Source organism: Azohydromonas lata NBRC 102462, assembly GCF_001571085.1.
GTDB lineage: Bacteria > Pseudomonadota > Gammaproteobacteria > Burkholderiales > Burkholderiaceae_C > Azohydromonas > Azohydromonas lata.
Genome location: NZ_BCTC01000002.1, coordinates 131,474 through 152,748 on the forward strand (window position 1 = coordinate 131,474; position 21,275 = coordinate 152,748).

Here is a 21,275-nt window from a genome sequence, read left to right on the forward strand (position 1 = left end):
CATGAGCAACATTGAAATCGCCCCGCTGCAGATCCCGAGCGCCGAGGACATCGTCCAGCGAGCCCAGGACATGATCCCCATGCTGCGCGAGCGCGCGCAGGCCTGCGAGGCCAACCGCATGGTTTCCAAGGAAACCATACAGGCCTTCCAGGACGCGGGATTTTTCAGAATCCTCCAGCCCAAGCGCTGGGGCGGCTATGAAATGCACCCCAACGTTCTCAACAAGGTGCTGATGGAGCTGGCCCGCGGTTGCCCGTCCAGCGCCTGGAACGTGATGGTGCTGGGCGTCCACCCCTTCGAGGTCGGCCTGCTGCCGGCCCGCGTGGGGGATGAGCTGTGGGCGCAGGACAGCAGCGTCCTGGTCTCCTCGTCCTACGCGCCCTTCGGCACCGTGGACAAGGCCGAGGGCGGTTATGTGCTCAACGGCGAATGGCTCACCTCCAGCGGCTGCGACCATGCCGCGGGCGGCGCCTTCGTCGGCGGGCGGGTGCAGGAGCAGGGCGAGACCGAGTTCCGCTCCTTCTGGGTGCAGCGCAGCCAGTTCGACATCGTCGATGACTGGCATGTGGTCGGCCTGGCCGGCACCGGCAGCAAGAAGCTGTGCCTGCGCAACGCCTTTGTCGCCGGCTACCGCAGCCACGTCATCGGCGCGTATGACGAAAGCTCGCACGGCGGCGTGAACAACCTCTACAAGATGCCGTTCTTCTACGTGTTCTACGCGGCCGTGTCGTCCGTCATCATCGGCATGGCCCGCGGCATGGCGGACCTCTACATCGAGCACATGAAGCCGCGGCAGAACATCAACCAGGCCGTGGGCGCCGCGGTGAACGATCCGTTCATCAAGGGCCGGCTGGGCGAGGCCCACGCCAAGATCCTGGGGGCGACCTCGCGCGTGCTGCAGAACACGGACGAGGCCTGGAGCTACGCCTCCCAGGGCCGGCTGGTGCCGCTGGACGTGCGCATCCGCCATTTCGCCACCAACCAGTTCACGGGCGGCGAGTGCTTCGATGCGGCGCACATGATCTTCAAGAAGACCTCCACCCGCGGCATCTGGATGAACAGCCCGCTGCAGCGCCAGATGCGCGACATCCTGGTGGGCGCCAACCACATCACGCAGAACCAGGACAACATCGGCGAGCTGCTGGGCGGCCACCTGCTGGGCAATCCGCTGCCGCAGCCCAATCCCTTCGGTGCCAAGGCTTGAGCGGGGGCGCGCAATGAGCAAGGAGATCAACCAGCGGCTGGACTGGGTCCCCAACGCGCGGCTGGGGGCCCTGCCGACGGTGTCGTCGGAGCACCATCGCTACGGCATGCGCCACTTCGCGGTGGGCGTGACCATCATCACGGCCGGCCATGGCGCGGCGCGCGCCGGCCTGACGGCCACGGCGGTGTGCTCCGTGACCGCCGATCCGCCGCGGCTGGTGGTGTTCGTCAACAAGAACGTCGCCGCCAGCCAGAGGGTGCTCGACAGCGGGGCCCTGTGTGTGAACGTGCTGGCCGGAGATCAGGAGGAGGTGGCCAAGGTCTTCGCGGGCATGCTCCAGGACGTGCACGGCCCTGCGCGCTTCGAGCACGGCCTGTGGAACGAGATCGCCACCGGCGCGCCGGCCCTCGACGGTGCCCTGGCCAACTTCGACTGCCGGGTCATCAAGGTGTTTGACGAGAGCACCCACCACGCCTTTCTGTGCGAGGTGCTCGCCACGCGCGAGCGCAACGACGGCGAGGCGCTGATCTACCTGAACGGCAGCTTCCACCGCGTTGCGCAGTGAACGCGCGGGCGGGCCGGCGCTGCTGAACAGGCGGCGTTGCGGCCGCGGTTCTTGAAGACCTCAAGCCGCAGGCCCGGCCCCCCGGCGCAATCTCCTCCAGCGCCGCCGCACGAAGCGCCACAGCGTGACCGTCACCGCCAGCGCCACCGCCACGCCCACGGCCAGCACGGCGAAGAAGACCACCGGGTGCGTCCACGACAGCCACAGCAGCCCCGGCACGGCGGCGTCGCCGGCCAGGGACAAGGCGAGATTGGAAAAGGGCTCCGGCGAGGTGTTCACCGCCGCGCGCGTCGTGGCCTTGCCGGCGTGGGCCGTGGCGGCCAGGGTGCCGCCCAAGAGGGCCGTCACCGTGCCCCAGGTCAACGCGTCGCCGCCGAAGGCGCCGGCCATGGCGGCCGTGGCCAGCGCGGCACCGGCCGGGATGCGTATGAAGGTGTGCACCGCATCCCACAGCGAGTCCAGCGCCGGCACCTTGTCGGTGACGAACTCCACCACCACCATCGCGCCCGCCGCGCCCAGCACCAGCGGCTGCTGCAGCACCTGAAGCCCCGGCGGCAGCGTCACCCACTGCAGCCAGCCGGCCAGGCCGGTGAGGAAGACCGCGGCGTAGAGCCGCAGGCCGCTGCTGTAACCCAGCGCCGCGGCCAGGGCGGCGAGCTGGGCCAGGTTCTGCGGGGCGGCGGCGTCCATTACGAAGTTGCAATGGAGGGCTGCGCCGCCGGTTTCAGCGCCCTCGGGGCCCTTATCGCGCCTCGGCGATGCGCTGCGCCAGGTGCGCCAGCGCCTCTTCCACCTGGTCGATCAGGATCAGGCACAGGTCGCCCGGCTCCAGGCGGGAGAGGGCGGAGTCGATGGCGACGAACTCGCCGCGTATCTCCTCCACGTGCCGCGTGCGCGCCGCGCCTTGCAGGCCCTGGCGCAGCAGGCCGATCACCTCGCCGTCGGCACGGCCGCGCTGCGCGGCGTCCTGGTAGAGCACGACCTCGTCGAAGGCCGCGCCCAGGATCTGCGTCTGCTCGGTGATGTCCTCGTCGCGCCGGTCGCCCGCGCCGCTGATGACCACCGAGCGTTTCTTGGCCGGCATGGTCGAGATGGCCGCCACCAGCGCCCGCATGGCGTCGGGGTTGTGGCCGTAGTCGGCGATCAGCGTGGCGCCGCGGTAGTCCATGACGTTGAAGCGCCCCGGCGCGTTGTGCGCGTCGTTGACGAAGCTGGCCAGCCCGCGGCGCACCGCGTCCCAGCTCAGCCCCGAGGCCCAGGCCGCCGCCACCGCCGCCATCACGTTCTCGACCTGGAAGCCGATCGAGCCGCCCCGCGTCAGCGGGATGTCGCGCAGCGGCAGGCTCTCGCGCCAGGTGCCTTCGGCCGCGACCACCGCGTCGCCGTCCACGAACACCGTGCGCTGGCCCTGCGCGCGGTGCGTGGCCATGATCGGGTGGTGCCGGTCGGCGGCAAAGAAGATGACCTTGCCCGGGCACACGCCGGCCATGGCCGCCACCGTCGGGTCGGCGGCGTTGAGCACCGCGTAGCCGCTCTCGGCCACGTTGTGGACGATCACGCGCTTGAGCACGGCCAGGTCGTCCAGCGTGGTGATGTAGTTCAGGCCCAGGTGGTCCCCGGCGCCGATGTTGGTCACCACCGCGACGCTGCAGCGGTCGAACCCCAGGCCCTCGCGCAGCACGCCGCCGCGGGCGGTCTCGAACACGGCCGCGTCCACCTCCGGGTGCAGCAGCACGTTGCGGGCGCTCTTTGGGCCGCTGCAGTCGCCGCTGTCGGTCTGGCGGCCGTTGACGTAGACGCCGTCGGTGTTGGTCATGCCCACGCGCATGCCGGCGCTGGCGAACAGGTGGGCGATGAGCCGCGTCGCCGTCGTCTTGCCGTTGGTGCCGGTGACGGCCACCACGGGGATGCGCCCGTCGTCGCCCGGGGCGTAGAGGTGGCTGATCATGGCCTCGCCCACGTTGCGGCCCTTGCCGAACGAGGGCGACAGGTGCATGCGCAGGCCCGGCGCGGCGTTGACTTCCACCACGCCGCCGCTTTGCTCCTCCAGCGGGCGCAGCACGCTCTCGGCCACCACGTCCACGCCGCAGATGTGCAGGCCGATCATCTGTGCCGCCGCCACGGCGCGGGCGGCCACGTCGGGGTGCACGTCGTCCGTCACGTCGGTGGCGCTGCCGCCGGTGGAGAGGTTGGCGTTGTTGCGCAGGATGACGCGGCGGCCCTTCTCGGGCACGGACTCCGGCGTCAGGCCCTGGTCGGCCAGGCGCGTCAGCGCGATGTCGTCCAGCCGGATCTTGGTCAGCGAGGTGGCGTGGCCGTCGCCGCGGCGCGGGTCGGCGTTGACCTGCTCCACCAGCTCGCGCACGGTGTGGCGCCCGTCGCCCGCCACGTTGGGCGGGTCGCGCCGCGCAGCGGCCACCAGGCGGTTGCCCACCACCAGCAGCCGGTAGTCGCAGCCGGGCAGGTATTTCTCCACCAGCACGTCGCCGATCTCGGCCGCGGCCTTGTAGGCGCTCTCCAGGTGCTCGCGCGTGACGACGTTCACCGTCACGCCCTTGCCCTGGTTGCCGTCCTGGGGCTTGAGCACGACCGGCAGGCCGATTTCCTGAGCCACGGCCCAGGCCTCCTCGACGCTGGACACCGGGCGGCCGATGGGCACCGGCACCCCGGCGGCGGCCAGGAGCTTCTTCGTCAAATCCTTGTCCTGGGCGATGGACTCGGAGACGGCGCTGGTGGTGTCCACCTCGGCGGCCCAGATGCGGCGCTGCTTGGCGCCCCAGCCGAACTGCACCAGCGAGCCCTCGGTGAGGCGCCGGTAGGGAATGCCGCGCGCCAGGGCGGCGGTGACGATGGAGCCGGTGGAGGGGCCCAGGCGCACGTCCTCGTCCTTCTCGCGCAGGGCGGCCAGGGCGGCGTCCAGGTCGAAGGGGGCGTCGGCCAGGGCGGTTTCCACGAGCTCGCGCGCGGTCTGGAAGGCCATGCGGCCCACGGCCTCCTCGGTGTACTCGACCACCACCTGGTAGACGCCGGCCTCCAGCGTGGGCTGCACGCGGCTGAAGCTCACGGGGCAGCCGGCCTGGGCCTGCAGGCCCAGCGTGGCGGTTTCGAGCACATGGGCCAGCGAGGCGCCGGCATGCAGCGGCGCCAGGGCCGGGAAGCGCCGGCGCAGCCGGTTTTCCAGGCCCGGCAGGCCGTCGATGGCGTTCTCGGCGCCTTCACAGGCCACCACGGCCTCGATGGCGGTATGGCGGCTCCACAGGTTGGGGCCGCGCAGGGCACGGATGCGGGAGACGTTCATCAGTGGGTCGGGTTCTGGTTGCGCGCGAGCTCGGCGGCGAAGGTTTCGATGCCGGCACGGATCAGGGCAGGGGCGATGCCCAGGGCCCAGGCGGCGGCCACGGCCGGCAGCACGCCTTCGGCGCGTTGCGGCGTGCCCCAGGCGCCCAGCTCCAGGCGCTGCGGCGTCGTGTCCGGCGCCAGCAGCTCGGCGCTGCCGCCGTTCAGCCGCACGGCGCGGCCGCCCGCGGCCACGTGCGCGTCCAGCGCGGGGTTGGCCGCGTCCAGGGCGTAGAGGATGGTGTCGCCGTCGCACAGCGAGGCCAGCGCGGCGATGCGCTCGTCGCCGGCGTTGAGCACCGCGACGCCATCGTCCAGCACCACGTCCACCTGGGTGCGCAGCACCTTGGGCAACTGGTCGGCGTCGCGGATGTCGTGCTCGGCCAGCGTCTCGGCGCCTTCCAGGTCCGTCACGATGCCGATGTTGCAGCGGTCGTAGGGCAGGCCGTCGCGCAGGATGGACAGCGGGCCGTTCTCGACCACGGCCGCCTCGATGCGGCGGTTCATCAGCAGCCGGTGGCCGCTGGCCCAGTCGGCGCGGTTGCCGCCCTGCACGGGGCGGTTCTCCAGGAACAGGCCGTCGCGGCAGGCCAGGCCCACGGGCAGGCCGCGCAGGTGCAGCAGCCAGGCGATCAGCCGCGCCGTGACGTGCGTCTGCCGCGTGCCGGCCACGCCCACGATGGGAATGCGCCCGCTCTCGCCCTCGGCGAAGAGGTGGTCCACGATGGCGCGGCCCACCGGCTGCGGCGTGCCCACGGCCGGCTTCAGGTGCATCAGCAGACCGGGGCCGGCGTTGACCTCGACGATGGCGCCGCGCTGGCCGTCCAGCGGCTTGCTGATGTCCTCGGCCACCATGTCGATGCCGGCGATGTCCAGGCCGACGACCTTGGCCGCCAGCACCGCCATGGCGGCGACCTCGGGGTGCACTTCGTGCGTGCAATCGAAAGCCATGTTGCCGTTGCGCTGGATCAGCACGCGGCGGCCCGCGGCGGGAACGGAGCCGGCGTCCAGCCCCTGGCGCTGCAGGAGCTGGCACATCACGGGCTCGCGCTCCAGGCGTATCGTTTCCAGCGGCAGGTCCTCGGCCTCGCCGCGGCGGGGGTCGGAGTTGAGCTGGCTGTCTATGAGCTGGGTGACGGTGCCCTGGCCGTCGCCGGTGATCCACAGGCTCTCGCCGCGCGCCGCGGCCACGAGCTTGCCGCCCACCACCAGCAGCCGGTGCTCGTTGCCGCGCACGTAGCGCTCCACGATCACCTCGGAGCCTTCGGCGTCGGCGATGCCGAAGGCGGCCTCGATGTCGGCCTGCGCCGTCAGCTCCAGCGACACGCCGCGGCCGTGGTTGGCGTCCGACGGCTTCACGACGACGGGAATACCGATGTCTTGCGCCGCTTCCCAGGCCTCGGCCGGGCTTTCGACGACTTGCCCTTCCGGCACCGGCACGCCGCAGGCGGCCAGCAGGGTCTTGGTGAGGTCCTTGTCGCCGGCGATGCCCTCGCCGATGGCGCTGGTGCGGTCGGTCTCGGCCGTCCAGATGCGGCGCGAGCGCGCGCCGTAGCCGAGCTGCACCAGGTTGCCGCTGTTGAGGCGGATGTGCGGGATGCGGCGGTCGGTGGCCGCCTCGACGATGGCGGCGGTGGAGGGGCCGAGGTAGCAGTCGTCAAGCTCCTCGCGCACCACGTTGACGGCGGCGCCCACGTCGAAGGGCCGCTCGTTGATGGCGGCCATCAGCAGCGCGTGGCCTTGCGCCAGCGCCGCGCGCGCCACCTGCTCGTCGCGGGCACGGAACACCATGCGGTAGACGCCGTGCTGCGAGGTGCTGCGCGTCTGGCCGAAGCCCGTGGGCATGCCCGCCAGGTTGAGCAGCTCGATGACGACGTGCTCCAGGATGTGGCCGGCCCAAGTGCCTTCGCGCAGCCGCTCCACGAAGCCGCCGCGCTCGCCCACGCCGCAGTGGTGCTCCATCAGGTTGGGCAGCAGCCCAAGCAGCCGGTCGGTAAAACCGGGCAGCAGGTTGGAGGGAAAGTCCTCCAGCTCACCGAGGTCCAGCCAAACTTCCAGGGCGGGACGGTAGGTCCAGATGTTGGGCCCGCGCAGGTGGTTGATGCGCAGCAGCCGTATGTCGTTCTTGGGGCTCATGGTCAGTAATGCTGTCCCGGTCGAGTGCGGGATTGTGCAGCCCGCGCAAAGTGTGGTTTCCGCCCCACGGGGCGCAAGGCGTAAGAGTTGCCCGCTTGCGCGAAAATCCTGCGCCCCCGGCGTGCGCCGGTGGCGCTCAAAGCCCATGCCAAATTCAATATCCGCTCCCTTGTCCGGTGATGCCGGCGCCGCCTGGCGCACAGCCTTGCCATCCCGCCTCGAAGCTGGCGACAACGTGTTGGCGACGCTCCAGGTTGACCTCGACGCCCAACTGCGCTTTGCCCAGGGTGCCGTGGTGCTCACCGAGCGCACGCTGCAGGCGGTCTCGCCGGACGGGCGCTGGCAGGACTGGCCGCTCACGCGCGACCTCGTGCTGCGCCTGGTGGACCACGCCGGCGTGGGCACGCTGGAGCTGGCCGACGCCCACCGCCGCCTGGCGCTGTGGCGCTTCACGCTGGCGCAGGGGCCGGCGGCGGCGCAGCTCATCGCCGCCTTCGAGCGCCAGCTCTCGCGCCGCGCCGGCACCTTCACCGCCGAGGACGAGGCCGACCTCGCCGCCGAGGCGGCCGAGGCCGAGGAGTTCGGCGCCAAGGGCGGCGCCAAGGCGACGTCCACCTGGGTGCTGCTGCGCCTGGCCCGCTTCGCCAGGCCCTACCAGGGGCGGCTGCTGACCGGCTTCCTGCTCACCCTGGCCTCCACGGCGGCCACGCTGGTGCCGCCCTATCTCACCATCCCGCTCATGGACCGGGTGCTCATCCCCTTCCAGAACGGCCAGCCCATAGACACCTCGCTGGTGCTGCTGCTGTTGGGCGGGCTGCTGGCCTCGGCGCTGCTGGCCTGGGGCTTGAGCTGGGCGCGCACGTACTTGCTGGCGCTGGTGAGCGAGCGCATCGGCGCGGATCTGCGCACCACCACCTACGAGCACCTGCTCACGCTGTCGCTGGACTACTTCGGCAACAAGCGCACGGGCGACCTGCTGGCGCGCATCGGCTCGGAGACGGACCGCATCAACGTCTTCCTGTCGCTGCACGCCCTGGACTTCGCCACCGACGTGCTGATGATGGCGATGACCTCGGTCATCCTCTTCTCCATCAACCCGTGGCTGGCGCTGGTGACGCTGCTGCCGCTGCCCATCATCGGCTGGCTCATCCACGCCGTGCGCGAGCGGCTGCGCACGGGCTTCGAGAAGATCGACCGCGTCTGGTCCGAGGTGACCAACGTGCTGGCCGACACCATCCCGGGCATCCGCGTGGTCAAGGCGTTCGCGCAGGAGGCGCGCGAGGCGCAGCGCTTCAAGGACGCCAACCGCCACAACCTGGAGGTCAACGACAAGCTCAACCGCACCTGGAGCGTGTTCACGCCCACGGTGACGCTGCTCACCGAGATCGGGTTGCTGGTGGTGTGGGCCTTCGGCATCTGGCAGATCAGCCGCAACGAGATCACGGTGGGCGTGCTCACCGCCTTCATCGCCTACATCGGCCGCTTCTACTCGCGGCTGGACTCCATGAGCCGCATCGTGTCGGTGACGCAAAAGGCCGCCGCGGGCGCCAAGCGCATCTTCGACATCCTGGACCACGTCTCCAACGTGCCCGACCCCGTGCAGCCCGTGGCGCTGCCCTCGGTGCAGGGCCGCATCGAGATGCGCGGGCTCACGTTCCGCTACGGCAACCGCAGCGTCATCCGCGGGCTGGACCTGGACATCCGCCCGGGCGAGATGATCGGCCTGGTGGGCCACAGCGGCTCCGGCAAGAGCACGCTGGTCAACCTCATCTGCCGCTTCTACGACGTGAGCGACGGCTCCATCCGCGTGGACGGCACCGACATCCGCCGCTTTGCCGTCTCCGACTACCGGCGCCACATCGGCCTGGTGCTGCAGGAGCCTTTCCTGTTCTTCGGCACCATCGCCGAGAACATCGCCTACGGGCGGCCGGATGCCACGCGCGAGCAGATCGTGGCCGCGGCGCGGGCGGCGCATGCGCACGAGTTCATCCTGCGCCTGCCCCACGGCTACGACTCGCTGGTGGGCGAGCGCGGGCAGGGCCTCTCAGGCGGCGAGCGCCAGCGCATCTCCATCGCGCGGGCGCTGCTGATCGATCCGCGCATCCTCATCCTCGACGAGGCCACCTCCAGCGTGGACACGGAGACCGAGGGCGAGATCCAGAAGGCGCTGGACAACCTGGTGCAGGGCCGCACCACCATCGCCATCGCGCACCGCCTCTCGACGCTGCGCAAGGCCGACCGCCTGGTGGTGATGGACCGCGGCCGCGTGGTGGAAGTGGGCCCGCACGACGAGCTGATGGAAAAGCAGGGCGCCTACTGGCGCCTGTACGAGGCGCAGGCGCGCAACGTCGATACCGAGCCGCAGGTGGCGCGCACGCCGGAAGCGCACCTGGCACGGCAAACCGGGGAGGTGTGATCCATGGCGACTTCAAACCTTGCCGGCACCGGCCACGATTTCCTGCTCTCGCGCAACGCCTTCGGCCGCCTGGTGCTGACCGACGCGGCCGGGCGCGAGCACGTGGGCGTGACGCCCGTGCGCTCCTTCCCCATCGCGGCGCCGCAGGAGGGGCTGTCGCTGGTGGGCCCGGACGGCCACGAGCTGGCCTGGGTGGACCGCATGGACGCGCTCACCCCCGCGGCGCGCGTGCTGGTGGAGGAAGAGCTGGCGGTGCGCGAGTTCATGCCGCGCATAGAGCAACTGCTGTCGGTCTCCACCTTCACCGTGCCCAGCACCTGGAGCGTGCGCACGGACCGGGGCGCGACGAGATTCGTGCTCAAGGCCGAGGAGGACATCCGCCGCCTGGCCGGGGGCATGCTGCTCATCACCAGCGCCGACGGCGTGCAGTTCCTGGCCGAGCGTTTTGCGCTGGACAAGGGTTCAAAACGGCTGCTGGAGCGCTTCCTGTAAGGCGGCCTCCTACAAGCCGTCTGACTCAGACCGTCTTGCGGCTGCCCTGCTGCAGCCGACGCAGCAAGGCGTCGGTCGCGTCGCGCAGCTCGCGCGCCTGGGGCCCGGCGCTTTGCAGCAGGCCGGCCTCGTCGAAGCTGCGGTTGTCCATCACCTCGCACACCACCTCGTAGGTCATGAGCACCTGAAGCTGCCGGCGCGGAATGCCCACCAGCGCGTGGCGCAGCATGCGGGCGTGCACGCGGTAGTCCAGCGCGTTCATGCGGCGCTGGCCCGTTTCCAGGGCGGCCAGCCGGCGCGCGAGGTCTTCGATGAAGAGGTGGCGGTTGTGGGCAAGGTCGTTCACGGCGGCTTTCCTGCAGTTCAGCCGCCATTGAGCCGCACCCTGCCGCCCGGGCATCGGCCGACCAAGCGGCCTTTGGCACGGCAGTTCGGGCCTTCCCGTTCCCCTGGTAACAAGCCCCGCGCACCGGCCGTGACGAATGTCCTTGGTTCGCCGTTTTTCTTGGCCCGGCAAGGGTTTTTCCGCGACGGCCGCCAAAAGGAAAGCGGGCCCCGGGGGCCCGCTTCGCGGTGGCAGGGGCCAGGCCGTTCAGCCCATGTGGCGGCGGCCTTTGAACGTCTGCTTGAGCATGTAGCCGCCCATGAGCAGCGCGCCCGCGGCCAGCGCCATGGAGCTCGCGGGCATGGTGCGCACGGTGTTGGAGGCGATCTCGCCCGCGTGCGGCGCGGTCAGCTCCAGGCGGCGCTTGGTCATCTTGGCGCCCAACTCGCCCAAGCGGTCGGCCAGGCCCAGCTCGGCCTGGGGCAGCAGGGTGGTTTCCTCGTCGGCCACGTGGTGCATCACGGCGCGCATGAGCGACATGAAGACGCGGTCGTGCTCGGGGTCGGTCGGGTCCAGCGTGCGCAGCCGCGCGATGAGGGTGCGCATCTCGTCGTGCTCCGGCACGCTCTTGTCCAGCACCGCGTTGTCGCTCTGCGCCTCGCGCATGGCGGGATAAAAGATTTCCTCTTCCAGTTGGGCGTGGATTTCCAGCGCCAGGCACACCGTCTTGGCCAGGGCCTGCTTGGTCTTGGGCGGGGTGTCCACTTCGTACTGGTGGAAGGTGGCCAGCACGTGGGTGTGATCCATGCGGATCATGTTGGTGATGCTCGGCGAGAGCTTGTTCAGGAACTGGTTCATGGGGTCTCCGGAGGGGTGAGCCTTGCGCGGCGGCAAGCCGCATTCCTGTTGCGCGGCACGCAGGGCGCGCCGCGTCAGCCCGCCAGGGTGTGCAGCAGTCCGAGCGGGTGGTGGGCGCGGGCCACGGAGATCATGAAACCGAACACCGCCAGCGCCAGTAACCAGCCCGCCACTCTTTGTGTGCGGTTGCGCGCACGCTTGAGCGCAAAGGTGCCCAGCGCCACGTACACGGGCAGCAGCGCCAGCTTCACCCACAGCCAGGGCGCCGCCAGGGGCTGAAAGGCCAGCGAGGCCAGCACCAGCAGTGCCGCGGTGACCAGTGCCGTGTCCACCGCCACGGCCGCGATGCGCAGCGGCACCGCCATGGGCCAGCGCGCCCCGGCGGCGAGTGCCCCGCCGCGCAGCGCGAACAGGCTGCCGCTGAGATAGACCAGGCCCACGTGGGCGTGCTTGAGGGCGAAGTAGTGCTCGGTGAGGGCCATCGGGATGAGAAGGCGCCCGCGCAAGCCGGGCGCCGTGCTGTCGTGAATGCCCGCCAGCCTAAGCCCTGGCGGCGGGGCCGGCCGCCGTCTTCAGTTGAGGCGTCCGCGCAGTCCGCCCATGCTGTAGCGCCCCGCGCCCAACAGCGCCACGGCCAGGGCGCCAAAGAGGTACATGCCCTGCAGCTCCAGCTCCCAGCCGCCTTGCTTGTTGATCTGGCCGATCTGGCCCATGTGCACCAGGCCTATGGCCACCAGCATGTTGATGAAGACGATGAGCGCCGCCGCCCGCGTGTACAGGCCCACGATGAGCAGCAGCGGCGCCACCACCTCGCCGATGTAGACGCCGTAGCCCAGCGCCGCGGGTAGCCCGGCCTTGGCCACCAGGCCCATGATGAAGCCGGGCCCGCCCACGATCTTGGCGATGCCGTGCAGCAGGATGAGCACGCCCAGCGCCACGCGCAGGACGAGCTTGCCGGCGTCCTCGCCGGGGCTGGAGACGGCGAGCGGGGCGGTGGTGGTGACAGTCATGGCGTCCTCCTGATGAGAGGGGTGTACGCGCCGGCAGGCGCGTTTATTCCGGAGCTGCTCATCACGCAGCGCGCCGCCGGAGCAAACCGCGCTCCTGCCGCGGCAGCCCAGGCCTATTTGCGGCTCCTGCGGGCATGCCGCCTGCCAACTTGCGCGCATTGAAATCACTCACCAGGAGCCCCGACCCATGGACGCCATAGAACTGCTCACCGGCCAGCACCGCAAGCTGGAGGCGCTGATGAAGCAATGGATGGACTCGAACGAGGCGCAGCGCCCCTCGCTGTTCAAGCGCGTGGGCGACGAGCTCACCGTGCACGTCACCTCGGAGGAGCAAATCTTCTATCCCGCGGTGAAGGCAAAGCGCACCGAGGACATCCTGCTGGAATCGCTGGAGGAGCACCTGTCGCTCAAGCGCGTGCTGGCCGACCTGGTGGAGATGGACCCGTCCGACCCGGCCTTCGAGCCGAAATTCCACGTGCTCAAGGAGCAGGCCGAGCACCACCACAAGGAAGAGGAAGAGAACCTCTTCCCCAAGGTGAAGCAACTGCTGGAGCCGGCGGCGCGCAACAAGCTGGGCGAGCAGATGGAAGCGCTGCAGCAGCAGCTCAAGCGCGAGGGCGACCCGCGCGAGGCCGTGACGCAGCAGACGGACGAGGCGGCCAAGCTGGAGTGATGGCGGCTTGAGGCAGCCTGCGGGCTTGCCAAGCCGCTACTCGTCGTCGGCACACGCATAAGACGCGCTGCGGACCAAAGAAACTGCATCCCGTAAGTCGATGCGCTCCAATCTTTTCTTCGTCATGCCCGCGAAGGCGGGCATCCAGGCGGCCCCATGCCGCAGCGAAGGGATGACGTAGGAAAGCCGCAGCTCAGACCGCGGCACGCCGCCTCATAAGCTGTCGGTCGACTTGGGGGCCGCCTGGATTCCCGCCTTCGCGGGAATGACGAAATGGGGGGCGTGGCGCGTCAGCTCACGGCTGCCGCTTTGGAGCCTGCCCCCTGCCCGGGTCTGCTTTCGCAGCGTCCTCAACCCCCCTGGTGCGCCCGCTTGCCGGGGTTCTTCTTGCTGCGCGTGGCCACGCCGCGCTCCTTGCTGCGCTTCTGGCCGGTGGCCTTTTGCTCCTGCGCGGGGCGCAGCGGGAGGGTGGCGCGGGCGTCGGCTTCGGTCTTGATCTGGTTGCCCATGCGGGACTCCTTGCGTGGTTGACGTTGGACCGTCATGACGGCAAGGCCCGTGCCGACGCCGGACCTCACTGGGCACCCCACTTGCCGCCGCGCGGCGATGGCAGATACCCCCCCGGACCAGGACCAGCCCAACGTTTTCGCCGGCCTTGCGCAGGCCGCGTGGCGGCACCGCAACCGCACCCTCCTGGCCCTGGCGCTGCTCATCGCGGCCAAGCTGGCCGCCGTGGCCGTACCGCTGCTGCTCAAGGCCGTCATAGACCGCTTCAGCGAGCCCGGCACCCTGGCCACCAGCAGCCGCCTGGGCGACACGGTGCTGGTGCTGCCGGTGTTCCTGCTGCTGGGCTACGCGCTGCTGCGCTTCGCGGGCACCCTCTTCACCGAGCTGCGCGACCTGGTGTTCGTCCGCGTGACGCTTTCCACCGTCACCGATTTCGCCGAGCGCTGCTTCGCGCACCTGCTCTCCCTGAGCCCGCGCTTTCACGTGCAGCGCAACACCGGCGCGCTCATACGCGACGTGGAGCGCGGCACCTCCGGCGTCGGCTTCCTCCTGGGCGCGGGCCTCTTCACCGTGGTGCCCACGCTGGTGGAGTTCGTCGCCGTGCTGGCCGTGATGGCCGCGGGCTACAGCCTGTGGTTCACGCTGGTGATCATGGCCACCTTCCTCGTCTACGGCAGCTTCACCATGGCCAAGACGGGCACGCGCGCCCTGCGCCAGCGCCGCGTCAACGACATGGACTCGCGCGCCAACGGCCGCATGGCGGACACGCTGCTCAACTACGAGACGGTGAAGACCCACGCGAGGGAAACCTACGAGCGCCGCCGCTACGGCGGCGTGCTGGGCGAGTGGGTGGAGGAGGGCATGCGCAACCAGCGGGCCTTGTGCGGGCTGCACATCGGCCAGAGCGCCATCATCGCCGCGGGCGTCGCCGCGGTGATGCTGCTGGCCGGCGAGCAGGCCATGCGCGGCCAGATGACGGTGGGCGACCTGGTGCTGGTCAACAGCTACATCATCCAGATCTGCCTGCCTTTGAACGCCCTGGGCTTCGTCTTCCGCGAGGCGCGCGACGCGCTGGTCAACACGGAAAAGCTCTTTGCGCTGCTCAACCAGCCCGTGGACATCCAGGACGGGCCGCAGTCCCGGCCGCTCCAGCTGCAGGGCGGCGCGGTGGCCTTCGAGCATGTGCACTTCGGCTACGAGCCGGGCCGCCCCATCCTGCACGACCTCAGCCTGGAGATCGCCCCCGGCCAGACGGTGGCCGTGGTCGGCGGCAGCGGTTCGGGCAAGAGCACCCTGGCGCGGCTGCTGCTGCGCCTCTATGACCCGCAGGAAGGCCGCGTCACCGTGGACGGCCAGGACTTGCGCGAGGTGCAGTTGAGCTCGCTGCGCCGCGCCGTGGGCGTGGTGCCGCAGGACACGGTGCTGTTCAACGACACCATCGCCTACAACATCGCCTACGGCCGCGAGGGCGCCGGGATGGCCGAGGTCATCGCCGCGGCGCAGGCCGCGCAGGTGCACGAATTCATCATGTCGCTGCCTGCCCAATACGACACCGTGGTGGGCGAGCGCGGCATGAAGCTCTCCGGCGGCGAGAAGCAGCGCATCGCCATCGCGCGGGCCTTTCTGAAGAACCCGCCGCTGATGATCTTCGATGAGGCCACCTCCGCCCTCGACACCCGCGCCGAGCGCGCCATCCAGCACGAGCTGGACCGCATCGCCCAGGGCCGCACGACCTTGATCATTGCCCACCGGCTCGCCACCATCGTGGGCGCGGACCAGATCGTGGTCATGGACCGCGGCCGCATCGTCGAGCGCGGCCGCCACGGGGAGCTGCTGGCGCGCGACGGCCTCTACGCCCAGCTCTGGAAGCTGCAACTGCAGCAGGAGCAGTTCGAGAAGCTGGAGCGCCGCCTGGCGCGCCAGCCGGTCAACCTGGCCGTGGTCATCGCGCAGGCGGTGGACGGCCTGGCCGCCGAGCTGGACGCGCGCCAGGTGCGCCTGTCGGCCCACATCGACCTGGGCAACGCCAGCGTCACCGGCGACCCGACCACGCTGTCCCAGCTTGCCCGCGAGCTGTGCCTGGCCGCGCTGCAGGCCACGCCGCGCGGCCGCCGCATCGAAGTGCGCCTGGAACGCCAGGGCGAGCGGGCGCGCTTGAGCATTGGCGACGGCCGCCATGCCGTTCCCGCCCTGGAGCCCGCGGGCGTGCCGGCGCAACGGCCGCCGCGCGAGAGCGCCGCGCTCACGCCGCCGCCCTTCGGCCTGGACACGCCGCTGGACCCGCTGGCGCTGCGCTCCACCGTGGAACGCCAGGGCGGACGCTTCCACATCGAGCCGCCCAGCGCCACCCACGGCCTGCGCTACGTGATGGAGCTGCCGCTGCGCCCCGTCTCCGGCCTGGAGCCGGGCGACGTGGCCTTGCCGGCACCGGACGCGGCGTTCGCCGAAACCGTCGCCACGCCCGCCGTGCCAGCCGCCGCGCCCGCGCAGGCCCCGGCGCCCGCGCCACAGGCCGCGCCCCAAGCCATGCCGCCGGACGACCCGCTGGACGCCGCCGCGCTGCCGCAGCTCGACGGCCTGCGCGTGATGGTGCTGGAGCCGCGCCCCGAGGCACGCGAGGCCTTGCAGCAACTGCTGGAGGCCGTCGGCGCGGACGTGCTGCTCTTCGACACCGCCGCCGCCACGCTGCAGTGGCTGGAGCGCCAGCCCGAGGCGATGTGGCCGCAGCGGCTGCTCAGCGAAGTCGCGTTGGGCGAGGAGGACGGGTTGCAATTCATGCGTGCCGTGCGGCAGCTGGAGTCGCGCCGCGGCGTGCCCGTGGCGCGGCGGCTGCCGGCGCTGGCGCTGTCCGGCCTCACCGGCGCACAGTCGCACGCGCAGGTGCTGGCAGCCGGCTTCAACGCCCATCTCAGCAAGCCTGCGCACCCGCGGCGGCTGCTGCTGGAGCTCATGGAGCCGGGCCCACCCCGGGCCGACGCCGCCGCCAGCGCCGGGCCGCCTTCGCCGCCCATAGAGGTGTGATGCCGCCGCCCTGGTTGGGTGCGCCGGTTGCCCCCTCGCGCGCATGCCCAAGAATCCCGCGCGCCCCGGCAGCCATTTCGCCGACCGCCATGCCGCCGAGCAGGCGCTGGCCCTGACGCTGCCCATGATCGAGGCCGCCATGTCCGACCCGCAGGTCAGCGGTTGCGGCTTTTTCTACGTGGTGGTCATGGACCCGGCGCTCACGCCGGCCGATGGCGCCTTCGAGGACGCCATCCTGCTGGAGCATGCCGTGGGCGACCGCAGCCGCTGGGATGCCGACTACGCCGCCTTCGCCCGCGACAAGGCGCGCCTGGCCTGGACCCTGGGCGACACCCACGCGCTGCAGACGCGGCAGCCGCACCGGCTGCGCGAGGGCGACAGCCTGCTGTGGGGCAGCGTGGTGCTGGACGGCATCGTGGTGGCCGCCAGCGGTGCCTTTCCCTGGTTCGACGAGGCCTTCGCCACCGCGCTGGCCGCCAACCTGCGCGCCATCGCCAAGCAGCGCCACGCCGCCGCGCTGGAAAAGCGCCAGCCCAGCGCCGGCGGCTGACCGCCCCCGCGTCGCCGCCTTCGATCTCTCGAATTCCCCGCCACGGCCTTGCGGCCTTCGCCGCGCCGGCCCCATGCGGGCGCGCCTTTGCACTTCCCAATTCGGCCCGGCCGCCAGGACGACGTCATCAACAACGCCGCCATCGACATCACCGTGCCCATCGCCGAGCTGCACGGCCAAGAGTGGGAGCGCATCGTCCGCACCAAGCTGAGCGCCCCCTTCTACGTGGCCCAGCATGCGGCGGCGCTCATGGGGCGCGAGTCGTCCTGCGGTGGGGGGCGGGCACATCGTCAACAGCGCCTCCACGGCCTCCAAGCGCGCCTGGCCCAACGCCGCGGGCTACCACGCCACCAAGTGGGGCCGGCCTGGGCTGTCGCACGCGCTGCACGCGGAGCTGCGGCCCAAGGGCATCAAGGTCACGGCGGTGGTGGCCGGCGGCATGCGCACGCCCTTCCTGCTCGACCGCTGCCCCGACATCGACCCCGGCGTGCTGCAAGACCCGGTGCAGGTCGCCAAGACCGTGCGTTTCGTCTTGCTGCAAGACGAGGAGACCGTCATTCCCGAAGTGATGGTCCTCCCCATGCGCGAGAGCAGCTGGCCCTGAGGCCGGCGGGCGCGCGCTCCTTGAGGCACGGCCCCACGCGGCGGCTCAGGCCGCGTTTTCCTTCCTCATCAGGAAGCGCGTGAACGACGCGCCGCGCCGCGTCACGGTCTGGGGTTCCACCACGGTGAAACCCTGGGTTTCGAAGAAGGGCCAGGCGCTGAGGCTGGCCTCGGTGCTGAAGACGGTCACGCCCACGGCGCTCAGGGCGTCCTCGGCTTCCTGCACCAGCCGCGTGGCCACGCCGCGGCGGGCACAGCGCGGGGCGGTGTAGAGCAGCTCGATGTGGCCGTCCTCCTCCCAGGCGATGAAGCCGCAGGGGCCCAAGGCGTCCTCGGCCACCAGCGTGGTGAGCGCTTCCATGCGCTGGCGCCAGCCGGCCAGGTCCGGCGGGCGCGGGGCCCAGGCGGCGAGCTGGTCGGGGCCGTAGTGCGGCGCGCCCAGGGTGTGGACCGAAGCGGTGAACAGCGCCACCAGCGTGGGCAGGTCCGCGCTGGCGTAGGGGCGTATGCGAATCAAAGTCCTCCCTCCGTGAGCCGCGCCGGGTCCAGCAAGGCCTGAAGTTTCTCCCGGCCCAGGTCGGTCATCTCATCCGCCACGTCGATGATGGGTCGGCCCTGCTTGTAGGCCGCCTTGGCAATCTCCGCGGCCTTCAGGTAGCCCACCAGCGGGTTGAGCGCCGTCACCAGCACGGGGTTGCGCGACAGCGCCTCGCGCAGGCTGGCCTCGTTGACGGCAAATCCTGCGATGGCCTTGTCCGCCATCGCCCGCGCCGCGGCCGAGAGCAGCTGTTGGCTTTCCAGCAGGTTGCGCGCCACCAGCGGCAGCATCACGTTGAGCTCGAAGTTGCCGGACTGGCCGGCGATGGTGATGGCCGCGTCGTTGCCGATGACCTGCGCGCCGGCCATGGCCACGGCCTCCGGGATCACCGGGTTGACCTTGCCCGGCATGATGGAGCTGCCCGGCTGCAGCGCGGGCAGCTCGATTTCGGCAAGGCCTGCCAGCGGCCCGGAGTTCATCCAGCGCAGGTCGTTGGCGATCTTCATCAGCGCCACCGCCGTGGCCTTGAGCGCGCCGGAAAGTTGTACCGCCGTGTCCTGCGCGCCCATGAGCGAGAAGCGCTCGGCCGCGGCCTGGAAATGGATACCGGTGCGCTTTTGCAGCAGCGTGCACAGCATGGCGGCGAATTCGGGATGGGTGTTGACGCCCGTGCCCACGGCCGTGCCGCCCTGCGCCAGCGTGGTCACCGCGCCCTGCAGCGCCACCAGTCCGTTGATGGCCTGCTGCACCTGCGCGCGCCAGCCGCCCAGCACCTGGTCCAGGCGCACGGGCATGGCGTCCATGAGGTGCGTGCGGCCGGTCTTGACGTGCTGGCGCAGCGTGGGCGCCCTGTTCTCCAGCGCCAGCGCCAGATGCGCCAGCGCCGGCAGCAGCTCGCGCTCCAGTTGCAGGGCGGCCGCGACGTGTATGGCCGAGGGCACGGTGTCGTTGCTGCTCTGGCCGAAGTTGACGTGGTCGTTGGGGCTCACGGCGCGGTTGAGGCGCCGCGCGGCCAGCGTGGCCAGTACCTCGTTGGCGTTCATGTTGGAGCTGGTGCCGGAGCCGGTTTGGAAGACTTCCACGGGGAAGTGCGACTGGCGGGCCGGGTCGGCCAGCAGCTCGTCGGCGCTGGCGGCAATGGCCTCGGCCAGCGCCGGCTCCAGCAGGCCCAGTTGCGCGTTGGCGTGCGCCGCCGCGGCCTTGATGTGCAGCAGCGCCTCCACGAAGGCCGCCGGCATGGCGATGCCGCCGAAATGGAAATTCTCCACCGCGCGCTGCGTCTGCGCGCCCCACAGCGCGTGGGCGGGCACGCGCACCTCGCCCATGCTGTCCTTCTCGATGCGCCAGTCGAGGGCGTCGGTGGCGCCCGGCGTTGCGGTGGAGGAGGGCGGCGTATCGCCGCCATGGTCTGCTGTGGTCATGGCGTTCCCCGGCGCCGGCCGTGGGCGCCCCGTCCCGTGGTTGAGCAAGCGCCGTGCGCCGCAGGTCCAAAAAATAAGCCGCCCGGTTGGGCGGCTGGTTGCCGGATGCGACGGCGCCGCTGCGCCGCCGTGGGGCCGGGTCAGGGCGCGGGGTCGCCGCCCTCGGGGACCTCGCCGTCCTTGTCCTCGGCGGCGTACTCCTTGAGGCGGTTGTAGAGCGTCTTGAGGCTCACGCCGAGCACGGCGGCGGTGCGTTCCTTGTGCTGGTTGAAGTGGCGCAGCGTGGCCAGGATGAGCTGGCGCTCGGCGTCGGCCATGGAGGTGCCCAGCTTGATGGTGATGCTGCCGCTGTTGGCGCCGGCCGCGGGTGCGGCGGAGGCGGCAGCCGGGCTGCCGTCGGCCGAGGGCGGGTCGGTGGGCAGCCACTCGTCGGTGATCTGGTCGCCCTCGGCCATGACGAAGGAGCGCTGCACCACGTTGCGCAGCTCGCGCACGTTGCCCGGCCAGCGGTAGGCGGTGAGCTTCTCCAGCGCCCCGGGCGTGAAGCGCTTGCGCACGCTCTCGCGCTCGCACACGGCCGCCAGGAAGTGCTCGGCCAGCAGCGGCACGTCGCTGGAGCGGTCGCGCAGCGGCGGCAAGCCGATGGGGAAGACGTTGAGCCGGTAGTACAAGTCCTCGCGCAGCTTGCCCGAGCTCACGGCCTGCTCCGGCGTGCGGTTGGTGGCGGCGATGACGCGCACGTCGGTCTCTATCGGCGTGGTGGAGCCCACGCGCATGAAGGTGCCCGTCTCCAGCACGCGCAAGAGCTTCACTTGAAGCTCCAGCGGCATCTCGGTGATTTCGTCGAGGAAAAGCGTCCCGCCGTGGGCGCGCTCGAAGAAGCCCTGGTGCATGCGGTCGGCGCCGGTGAAGCTGCCCTTCTCGTGGCCGAAGATTTCGCTCTCGATCAGGTTGGGCGAGATGGCGCCGCAGTTGACGGCCAGGAAGGGCTGCTTGCGGCGGCGGCTCAAGTCGTGCACGGTCTGCGCGACGACTTCCTTGCCCGTGCCGCTCTCGCCGGTGATGAACACGCTCACGGCGGTGCCGGCCACGCGTGCGATCTGCGCATAGATGCGCTGCATGGGCGCCGAGCGGCCCCAGAGGTGGCCGAAGTGGCCGGTCTTTTGCCACTCGGCGTTGAGCGAGGCCAGCTCGTCCTTGAGCACGGAGGGGCGCATCACGCGCGACAGGATGCCGCGCAGCTGCTTCATGTTGACCGGCTTGGTCAGGTAGTCCGCGGCGCCCAGGCGCAGCGCCTGCACCGAGGTTTCGAGGCTGGCGTGGCCGGTGATGAGCACGACTTCGGAGTGCGCGACCAGCTCCGGGTCGTCGAACAGGTCCATGCCGCTGCCGTCGGGCAGTTGCAGGTCCAGCAGCACGATATCGGGCTGCTGCAGCGCCATCTGGCGCCGCGCATCGCGCAGGTTATGGGCGGTGGCCACGGTGAAATGCTCGGCCGCGATGAGGGCCGCCATCATCTGGGCCGAGTCCGTGTCGTCATCGACGATCAGGGCATGACTCAAGAGTGTTCTCCTCAGGTGTCGGGGGCTCCCCCGCACGGGGACAGGAACCGAAGTTGCC

At 70.8% G+C, this 21,275-nt stretch carries 18 protein-coding genes and 1 pseudogene; 8 read left to right on the forward strand and 11 right to left on the reverse strand.

The window, feature by feature from the left end:
* The first annotated feature begins 1 nt into the window (after position 1).
* Together ALA01S_RS01560 and ALA01S_RS01565 are read left to right on the forward strand one after the other, a co-directional pair.
* The gene (locus tag ALA01S_RS01560) at positions 2–1,204 is read left to right on the forward strand and encodes an acyl-CoA dehydrogenase family protein (protein ID WP_066331065.1); all 1,203 of its coding nucleotides are present in this window, start codon (positions 2–4) and stop codon (positions 1,202–1,204) included.
* A 13-nt stretch (positions 1,205–1,217) separates the two neighbouring features.
* A complete protein-coding gene (locus tag ALA01S_RS01565) occupies positions 1,218–1,769 on the forward strand; it encodes a flavin reductase family protein (protein ID WP_066331068.1) in 552 nt (183 codons plus the stop codon).
* A 60-nt stretch (positions 1,770–1,829) separates the two neighbouring features.
* Here ALA01S_RS01565 and ALA01S_RS01570 read toward each other — a convergent pair whose 3' ends face one another.
* Genes ALA01S_RS01570 through ALA01S_RS01580 form a run of 3 tightly spaced genes read right to left on the reverse strand, consistent with a single transcriptional unit; the run spans position 1,830 to position 7,241 of the window.
* On the reverse strand, positions 1,830–2,459 hold the full coding sequence (locus ALA01S_RS01570) for a DUF4126 domain-containing protein (RefSeq protein ID WP_066331070.1): 630 nt from the start codon (positions 2,457–2,459) through the stop codon (positions 1,830–1,832).
* 52 nt (positions 2,460–2,511) lie between these two features.
* Positions 2,512–5,067, reverse strand: coding sequence for a cyanophycin synthetase (gene cphA, locus ALA01S_RS01575; RefSeq protein ID WP_066331072.1), 2,556 nt, complete (start codon positions 5,065–5,067; stop codon positions 2,512–2,514).
* Entirely contained in the window at positions 5,067–7,241 is a 2,175-nt protein-coding gene (locus ALA01S_RS01580) for a cyanophycin synthetase (RefSeq protein ID WP_066331074.1), read from the reverse strand. The genes cphA and ALA01S_RS01580 overlap by 1 nt, the downstream gene beginning before the upstream one ends.
* Before the next feature lie 145 nt (positions 7,242–7,386).
* Between ALA01S_RS01580 and ALA01S_RS01585 the strand changes: the two genes are divergently transcribed.
* Together ALA01S_RS01585 and ALA01S_RS01590 are read left to right on the forward strand one after the other, a co-directional pair.
* Entirely contained in the window at positions 7,387–9,657 is a 2,271-nt protein-coding gene (locus ALA01S_RS01585; RefSeq protein WP_066331078.1) for a cyanophycin metabolism-associated ABC transporter, read from the forward strand.
* Positions 9,658–9,660: 3 nt separating this feature from the next.
* Positions 9,661–10,149: a cyanophycin metabolism-associated DUF1854 family protein gene (locus ALA01S_RS01590; protein ID WP_066331080.1), complete on the forward strand. Its 489-nt coding sequence runs from the start codon at positions 9,661–9,663 to the stop codon at positions 10,147–10,149.
* A 25-nt stretch (positions 10,150–10,174) separates the two neighbouring features.
* Here ALA01S_RS01590 and ALA01S_RS01595 read toward each other — a convergent pair whose 3' ends face one another.
* The 4 genes from ALA01S_RS01595 to ALA01S_RS01610 form a co-directional block, all read right to left on the reverse strand.
* Complete coding sequence (locus ALA01S_RS01595; RefSeq protein WP_066331083.1) at positions 10,175–10,495, reverse strand: hypothetical protein; 321 nt, start codon at positions 10,493–10,495, stop codon at positions 10,175–10,177.
* A 246-nt stretch (positions 10,496–10,741) separates the two neighbouring features.
* Positions 10,742–11,332: a hemerythrin domain-containing protein gene (locus tag ALA01S_RS01600; protein WP_066331086.1), complete on the reverse strand. Its 591-nt coding sequence runs from the start codon at positions 11,330–11,332 to the stop codon at positions 10,742–10,744.
* 74 nt (positions 11,333–11,406) lie between these two features.
* Complete coding sequence (locus ALA01S_RS01605) at positions 11,407–11,838, reverse strand: SirB2 family protein (protein WP_238455659.1); 432 nt, start codon at positions 11,836–11,838, stop codon at positions 11,407–11,409.
* 66 nt (positions 11,839–11,904) lie between these two features.
* Positions 11,905–12,342, reverse strand: coding sequence for a DoxX family protein (locus ALA01S_RS01610; protein ID WP_066331093.1), 438 nt, complete (start codon positions 12,340–12,342; stop codon positions 11,905–11,907).
* 187 nt (positions 12,343–12,529) lie between these two features.
* Between ALA01S_RS01610 and ALA01S_RS01615 the strand changes: the two genes are divergently transcribed.
* The gene (locus tag ALA01S_RS01615; RefSeq protein WP_066331102.1) at positions 12,530–13,015 is read left to right on the forward strand and encodes a hemerythrin domain-containing protein; all 486 of its coding nucleotides are present in this window, start codon (positions 12,530–12,532) and stop codon (positions 13,013–13,015) included.
* A gap of 350 nt (positions 13,016–13,365) precedes the next feature.
* On the opposite strand, the gene ALA01S_RS33850 is transcribed toward ALA01S_RS01615, so the two are convergent.
* Positions 13,366–13,524, reverse strand: coding sequence for a hypothetical protein (locus ALA01S_RS33850; RefSeq protein ID WP_169805831.1), 159 nt, complete (start codon positions 13,522–13,524; stop codon positions 13,366–13,368).
* A 97-nt stretch (positions 13,525–13,621) separates the two neighbouring features.
* Between ALA01S_RS33850 and ALA01S_RS01620 the strand changes: the two genes are divergently transcribed.
* The 3 genes and pseudogenes from ALA01S_RS01620 to ALA01S_RS01630 form a co-directional block, all read left to right on the forward strand.
* Entirely contained in the window at positions 13,622–16,543 is a 2,922-nt protein-coding gene (locus ALA01S_RS01620) for an ATP-binding cassette domain-containing protein (protein WP_084267116.1), read from the forward strand.
* A 43-nt stretch (positions 16,544–16,586) separates the two neighbouring features.
* Positions 16,587–17,093: a hypothetical protein gene (locus ALA01S_RS01625; protein ID WP_066331105.1), complete on the forward strand. Its 507-nt coding sequence runs from the start codon at positions 16,587–16,589 to the stop codon at positions 17,091–17,093.
* A 274-nt stretch (positions 17,094–17,367) separates the two neighbouring features.
* Positions 17,368–17,697: pseudogene (locus tag ALA01S_RS01630) on the forward strand (SDR family oxidoreductase); the annotation flags it as partial.
* 45 nt (positions 17,698–17,742) lie between these two features.
* Here the strand turns inward: ALA01S_RS01630 and ALA01S_RS01635 are convergent.
* The 3 genes from ALA01S_RS01635 to ALA01S_RS01645 all read right to left on the reverse strand — a co-directional run bounded on the left by ALA01S_RS01635 (position 17,743) and on the right by ALA01S_RS01645 (position 21,217).
* Positions 17,743–18,213, reverse strand: coding sequence for a GNAT family N-acetyltransferase (locus ALA01S_RS01635; RefSeq protein ID WP_218011408.1), 471 nt, complete (start codon positions 18,211–18,213; stop codon positions 17,743–17,745).
* Complete coding sequence (locus tag ALA01S_RS01640) at positions 18,210–19,655, reverse strand: class II fumarate hydratase (RefSeq protein WP_218011409.1); 1,446 nt, start codon at positions 19,653–19,655, stop codon at positions 18,210–18,212. Before ALA01S_RS01640 ends, ALA01S_RS01635 begins: the two co-directional genes overlap by 4 nt.
* A gap of 140 nt (positions 19,656–19,795) precedes the next feature.
* Positions 19,796–21,217: a sigma-54-dependent transcriptional regulator gene (locus ALA01S_RS01645; protein ID WP_066331108.1), complete on the reverse strand. Its 1,422-nt coding sequence runs from the start codon at positions 21,215–21,217 to the stop codon at positions 19,796–19,798.
* Positions 21,218–21,275: the final 58 nt, after the last annotated feature.

Excerpts from the sequence above, each read along its gene's own strand:
- ALA01S_RS01580 (WP_066331074.1), bottom strand. The coding sequence starts at position 7,241 with ATGAGCCCCAAGAACGACATACGGCTGCTGCGCATCAACCACCTGCGC.
- cphA (WP_066331072.1), bottom strand. The coding sequence starts at position 5,067 with ATGAACGTCTCCCGCATCCGTGCCCTGCGCGGCCCCAACCTGTGGAGC.
- ALA01S_RS01615 (WP_066331102.1), top strand. The coding sequence starts at position 12,530 with ATGGACGCCATAGAACTGCTCACCGGCCAGCACCGCAAGCTGGAGGCG.
- ALA01S_RS01590 (WP_066331080.1), top strand. The coding sequence starts at position 9,661 with ATGGCGACTTCAAACCTTGCCGGCACCGGCCACGATTTCCTGCTCTCG.
- ALA01S_RS01625 (WP_066331105.1), top strand. The coding sequence starts at position 16,587 with ATGCCCAAGAATCCCGCGCGCCCCGGCAGCCATTTCGCCGACCGCCAT.
- ALA01S_RS01585 (WP_066331078.1), top strand. The coding sequence starts at position 7,387 with ATGCCAAATTCAATATCCGCTCCCTTGTCCGGTGATGCCGGCGCCGCC.
- ALA01S_RS01610 (WP_066331093.1), bottom strand. The coding sequence starts at position 12,342 with ATGACTGTCACCACCACCGCCCCGCTCGCCGTCTCCAGCCCCGGCGAG.
- ALA01S_RS01560 (WP_066331065.1), top strand. The coding sequence starts at position 2 with ATGAGCAACATTGAAATCGCCCCGCTGCAGATCCCGAGCGCCGAGGAC.
- ALA01S_RS01640 (WP_218011409.1), bottom strand. The coding sequence starts at position 19,655 with ATGACCACAGCAGACCATGGCGGCGATACGCCGCCCTCCTCCACCGCA.
- ALA01S_RS01600 (WP_066331086.1), bottom strand. The coding sequence starts at position 11,332 with ATGAACCAGTTCCTGAACAAGCTCTCGCCGAGCATCACCAACATGATC.
- ALA01S_RS01620 (WP_084267116.1), top strand. The coding sequence starts at position 13,622 with ATGGCAGATACCCCCCCGGACCAGGACCAGCCCAACGTTTTCGCCGGC.
- ALA01S_RS33850 (WP_169805831.1), bottom strand. The coding sequence starts at position 13,524 with ATGGGCAACCAGATCAAGACCGAAGCCGACGCCCGCGCCACCCTCCCG.
- ALA01S_RS01570 (WP_066331070.1), bottom strand. The coding sequence starts at position 2,459 with ATGGACGCCGCCGCCCCGCAGAACCTGGCCCAGCTCGCCGCCCTGGCC.
- ALA01S_RS01565 (WP_066331068.1), top strand. The coding sequence starts at position 1,218 with ATGAGCAAGGAGATCAACCAGCGGCTGGACTGGGTCCCCAACGCGCGG.